Here is a 3,235-nt window from a genome sequence, read left to right on the forward strand (position 1 = left end):
CTCTAATTCCATTTGGTTTGCGTTCTCTCATATCGCTTTTAGTCTAAACTCCAGTCGTCCCCCTCGTCCCCCTCATCCCCCTCATCCCTCTCATCTAGCAATTCTCTGCCAAATTAAGTAATAATATTCACCCTCCCTGTATCCAAATCGTAACGACCCCCGACAATTTTCAATTTACCCGATCGCACTTGCTCAGTTAAAAGCGGCGATCGCTTCAACCGTTCAATTTGATATTGCACATTTGCCACCACAGCATTTTCAACGGCATCACCGGGCTGATTCTTGACCTTTTTTACGGCTGGCTTAATTGCCTTCACAAAAGTACTAATATCACCGAGTAACGATTCATTTTTTACAGCTGCGGTTACAGCCCCACAACGCTCATGACCCATCACCATCAGCAGGGGAGAACCTAACAAAACAACCGCATATTCAATACTGCCGATCGCTTCATGGGTGGCAATATTTCCGGCAATCCGAACATCAAAGATATCCCCAATGCCCTGATCAAAAACAATTTCTGCGGGTACTCGTGAATCCGCACAACTGAGAATAGTTGCAAATGGATGTTGAGCTTGAGCAACTTCCTGCAATCGCAGCGCAGTTTGATCGGGATATTGGGGTTGATGAGCAACAAATCGCTGATTTCCCTCCATCAGCTTTTGTAACGCTGCATCGGGATTGAGGGATTCAGGGGAGTTTGAGAGTATTTCGGCAGCTTTAGCCTGTTCAACCTGCCAGAGTAGATCACTGGCAGTTAACATCATTCCAAACGCCCCGGTCATTCCCAACTTCAAAAAGTCACGACGTTCCATGAAATGCTTCATTGAATTTATCACTCCCTTAAATCGATGCGACACATCTAACTGAGCGAATCTCCATCACATCGGAAACGTAGCAAGTACCTCCGAACTTGTTGAGAAGTGGTTTGATATTTTCGACAACAGGCTTGAGTTGTTCTGGCATACAAAACGCGAGGATGTAAACATTATCAAGCATGGTCATGTCTAAATCTTCACTAGTTCCTCGTAATCCTTTACCAACAACATTTCTAATGACGGCATGGCTATGTACACCAGACTTGTCTAAACTATCTAAAATTTTGGCAAGTTCAAAAGAGTTGGCGATAATTTCTATCTTTTTAACTACGTGCATATTATTACCTCCAAAATAGGTTAATTCCGTAGAGATATAACGGAATTCCCACAATAATATTGAACGGGAATGTCACTGCTAGAGCAGTAGAAACATACAGGCTGGGATTTGCTTCGGGAACAGTCATCCGCATCGCAGCTGGGACAGCAATGTAAGAAGCACTGGCACACAATACAGCGAATAACAGCGAATTTCCTTGAGGCATACCGATGAATTTGGCAATCACCAACCCAATGCCTGCATTGAGTATTGGAATTAGTATGGCAAATAAAATCAGGAAAACTCCGGTTTTTTGCAAGTCTTTAATTCTTCTAGCAGCGACCAGTCCCATATCCAGCAAAAAGAAGGTGAGAATGCCATAAAACAACCCTTGAGCAAAGGGTTCTAATACGTGCCAACCACGTTCTCCTGTCAAGACGCCGATCAACAGGCTACCGACTAGTAGAAAAACTGAACTATTAAGAAATGCTTCTTGCAAAACTTCCGACCAAGCAAACTCTCGCTTCTCATTAATTGTGAATATACTCACCAAGATCAGACCAACAATGATCGCTGGAGATTCCATCAGTGCAAGAGCTGCTACCATGTAGCCATCATACTGAATACCAAGCTCATTCAGAAAAGCCCCAGCAGTGATGAAAGTGACGGCACTGATAGAACCGTAGGTTGCTGCGATCGCCGCCGCATCGTAAGTATCCAATTTCAACTTTAGAATAAAAAAGGTGTAAATTGGAACAAAACAAGCCATCAACATTGCTGCCACGAGTGTGAGAATTACTTCCTGATTCAGTCCGCTTTTGATTAGTTCTACCCCTCCTTTAAAACCAATGGCAAACAGCAGATACAACGAAAGGAGTTTAGGCACTGGTGGGGGAATTTCCAGATCAGACTTGACAAAAACGGCAGTCATGCCTAAAAAGAAAAACAGGATTGGCGGATTCAAAATGTTGGATACAATTAAGCTAAAATCCATATCCACCCCTCTTTATACTGGTGAAACCTGCAATTAAAGAAATTTTTCATCTTTAAAAATTTAACGGTTCAATCATGATGTATCGTGTATTGCTACCCAATGTCAATTGGGTAGTCAAGGAGTGAATAGTCCGATTGGTGACTATACTCTCAGTTAGGTATTACAGCGTTTTTCAAGCAAATAAACCACGGGCTAGGGAACATTGCTCTATCCCTACGAAAATCTGTAGTTCAATTAACTGAAAATAGCTGTAAGCTCTGTTGACAACAGAACAAGTGAGAGTTTGCCCACCATGTTTTGATGTTTGATTCCCCGTCGCTGATTTTACGACACAACGCGCAGGAATAACTAGCGGCTAACTTTTCTAAGTAGAAAAGTTAACGTATTGTCGGGACAATCTCTTTCCCTTTTAGTTCATCAGTACTAATTACTTGTCTTGATCGCCCTGTGACACTTTATGGTGCGGAATCTGGGTTGTAAATTTTGTCAGTAAAAGTTTCTTACTATTGAAATAAGCAATCAACCCACTCAGTACAAAAGTCAATATAAGTACTGACCAAACGAGATAGTTGCTTACAGGATGGATACAGCAGATTTAGTTGTTGAGTGGGTAACGAATAATCTTCCAGTAATGTCTTCAACCGTCCGCTAGCTAGATGCTCTTTGATCAGGAAAGGGGGCAGTTCAGTAACACATGTACCAGCTAGAACTAACTTCAGGAGATGAAGATAATCATTGACTTGCAAACTGGGAGCAATTTGGATCGACTCATCTCCTAATGACCATTTTCTCGCATCACTTCGTGTGTTCCAACTCGCACAAGGCATTGTGAGAAGTTGCTCTGGTTGGGAAGGTTCACCATATTTTTTGAGAAAATCTGGGCTAGCAACGAGCTGATGACGATATTCACCCAACTTCTTGGCAATTGTCTGATTATCCTTGGGTTCGCCAACTCTTAAAGCCACATCAATACCATCCTCAATCAAATTGATCTTGCGTTCAGTAATAAAAATTTCGAGCTTAACTTTGCAATAGCGTGCTTGAAAGTCTTGTAGTAAGCTAATCGGCATTTAAGCTGCATAATATAAATGCAGAGCCGATTGAAAG

General features: G+C 42.1%; 4 protein-coding genes. All 4 read right to left on the reverse strand.

The genetic code is table 11. The features are described 5' to 3' along the window. Positions 1-113: 113 nt before the first annotated feature. The 4 genes from HWQ38_RS19560 to HWQ38_RS19575 all read right to left on the reverse strand — a co-directional run bounded on the left by HWQ38_RS19560 (position 114) and on the right by HWQ38_RS19575 (position 3,198). Entirely contained in the window at positions 114-815 is a 702-nt protein-coding gene (locus HWQ38_RS19560; protein ID WP_292796657.1) for a carbonic anhydrase, read from the reverse strand. A gap of 28 nt (positions 816-843) precedes the next feature. Further along, positions 844-1,155: a P-II family nitrogen regulator gene (locus HWQ38_RS19565; protein WP_292796649.1), complete on the reverse strand. Its 312-nt coding sequence runs from the start codon at positions 1,153-1,155 to the stop codon at positions 844-846. Between the two features lie 4 nt (positions 1,156-1,159). Beyond that, complete coding sequence (locus HWQ38_RS19570) at positions 1,160-2,128, reverse strand: sodium-dependent bicarbonate transport family permease (RefSeq protein WP_292796652.1); 969 nt, start codon at positions 2,126-2,128, stop codon at positions 1,160-1,162. A 503-nt stretch (positions 2,129-2,631) separates the two neighbouring features. Then, positions 2,632-3,198: a substrate binding domain-containing protein gene (locus tag HWQ38_RS19575; RefSeq protein WP_292796655.1), complete on the reverse strand. Its 567-nt coding sequence runs from the start codon at positions 3,196-3,198 to the stop codon at positions 2,632-2,634. Positions 3,199-3,235: the final 37 nt, after the last annotated feature.

Origin of the sequence: Nostoc sp. NMS7 (genome assembly GCF_017115085.1) — a bacterium.
GTDB lineage: Bacteria > Cyanobacteriota > Cyanobacteriia > Cyanobacteriales > Nostocaceae > Nostoc.

Coding starts and splice junctions, on each gene's coding strand:
- HWQ38_RS19560 (WP_292796657.1), bottom strand. CDS start 815: ATGGAACGTCGTGACTTTTTGAAGTTGGGAATGACCGGGGCGTTTGGA.
- HWQ38_RS19565 (WP_292796649.1), bottom strand. CDS start 1,155: ATGCACGTAGTTAAAAAGATAGAAATTATCGCCAACTCTTTTGAACTT.
- HWQ38_RS19570 (WP_292796652.1), bottom strand. CDS start 2,128: ATGGATTTTAGCTTAATTGTATCCAACATTTTGAATCCGCCAATCCTG.
- HWQ38_RS19575 (WP_292796655.1), bottom strand. CDS start 3,198: ATGCCGATTAGCTTACTACAAGACTTTCAAGCACGCTATTGCAAAGTT.